This is a genomic window from Mesorhizobium alhagi CCNWXJ12-2 (assembly GCF_000236565.1).
Classification (GTDB): domain Bacteria; phylum Pseudomonadota; class Alphaproteobacteria; order Rhizobiales; family Rhizobiaceae; genus Allomesorhizobium; species Allomesorhizobium alhagi.
In genome coordinates this window covers 1-1,649 of record NZ_AHAM01000202.1, presented here as the reverse complement: position 1 = coordinate 1,649, position 1,649 = coordinate 1, and the positions used below count along the sequence as shown (strand labels likewise).

General features: G+C 59.1%; 2 protein-coding genes. Both read left to right on the top strand.

From position 1 onward, the window contains the following. On the top strand, window positions 1-920 hold a 920-nt coding region (locus MAXJ12_RS22600; RefSeq protein WP_008838330.1), incomplete at its 5' end, for a redoxin domain-containing protein. A 364-nt stretch (window positions 921-1,284) separates the two neighbouring features. After that, window positions 1,285-1,581 carry a co-chaperone GroES gene (gene groES / locus MAXJ12_RS22595; protein ID WP_040587428.1) on the top strand — a complete coding sequence of 99 codons (297 nt, stop codon included), beginning with the start codon at window positions 1,285-1,287 and terminating at the stop codon, window positions 1,579-1,581. Window positions 1,582-1,649 lie beyond the last annotated feature (68 nt).

Below are 1,649 nucleotides of genomic sequence, written 5' to 3'. Positions count from 1 at the left end.
TGGACGCGTGGTTGACCGAAAAGTGCTCGAATCTGAACTATCGGATCGCGTTCGACCACACAGGCGAAATGAACAGGCTTTGGATGGAACCCAGCTTGGCTGTCGGGATTCCGACCTCGTTCGTGGTCGACCGGGACGGCCACATCGCCTTTATCGGTCATCCGATGCAACTCGATGAGGTTTTGCCGAAAGTGCTCAGCGGCAGTTGGCGCACCAGCGATCAAGCGAAAGCCGCCGATGCGGAGCGGATCGCGACAAGCGAACCCCTAGCGCGGGAACAGGCGTTGAAGAAGCCGATCAATGAGAGATATTGGGCGGCGGTGAAGACAGAGGATTGGAAGACGGCGCTCTCGGCAATCGAAGAGGGCATCGCCTTGATGCCGGACGACATCAATTTCCGCCAGGCTCATGTGCATCTGTTGCTTCACAGAATGCACGACATGCGCACCGGTTTGCCGGTCATACGCCAATTGGTTCGCGACGCGATCGACAGAAACTCCGAGCATTGGATGATCGTGGCGCTAGACCAACTCTTCCATCCGAACCTTGATCATTCGCGCTTTCCGTCTGCTGAGCGCTTCGCGATGGGCAAGGAGCTGTCCGAACACATGCTGGCACTCAATCCCCCGCAAGGCGACGGCCGTAAGTTCCTGTCTTATCCGGCGGTCGCCCGGTACCATCATGAGAGCGGCAACAAAGATCGCGCGATCGAGTTGATCGAGCTGGCGCTGAAGTCGCTGGACGGTCCAGAGCCTATCGCGGACGGACTGAAACAGCACTTTCTACCGGATTTGCTGCAGGCCCTGGCCAACTACAAGAGTGAGAAGGTTTGTTACGGCGCTCTCTGTGCGGCTCCGCAAAAGGATCCTCCCAAAAGGTCAAAGCGGCGGCCGCGGAGGAAACCTAAGAAGGAGCGATAGTCGGAATGCCTTACTGGCCAATTCGTCCATTTCCCTGGCGTGGGTGTGCGGTCTGCCCAGGTGTCCAGCCCAGCCTCGCCGTCATCCGCAAACACGTGACCAACCAAGGAGAAGACGTCCCTGATCACCTCATCAAAAAATACCGCCGCCGCAGGTCTCCCGGACCCATCAAAGATGGCGCTCGAGTAAGGCTTGGCAACATGAAGACGGTTGCTCAGCCGGCTCGGCGCTGCCGGCCGATCCACCTGCTCCCACAGGCGGGGAAGACGGGGACGCAGCCGGCCGCCTATCTCAGCGCCACGTTAGCATTCGCAAGCTCCGGCAACGGAGAACCGTTCAACATCCGCACCAGGGACATCCAAAAATGGCAAAATTGAATTTCCGGCCGCTGCACGACCGCGTGGTCGTTCGCCGCGTCGAGTCCGAAGCGAAGACCGCCGGCGGGATCATCATTCCCGACACCGCAAAGGAAACGCCGCAGGAAGGCGAGATCATCGCCGTCGGCTCCGGCGCGCGCGACGAGGCGGGCAAGCTTGTTCCGCTCGACGTCAAGGCTGGCGACCGCATCCTGTTCGGCAAGTGGTCCGGCACCGAAGTGAAGCTCAATGGCGAAGACCTTCTGATCATGAAGGAATCCGACATTATGGGCATCATCGGCTGACACGCCGCCTTCAATCCGCACCATCCCAATCTGAATTTCGGGCGAAATGCCCAGGAGTAAAAAATGGT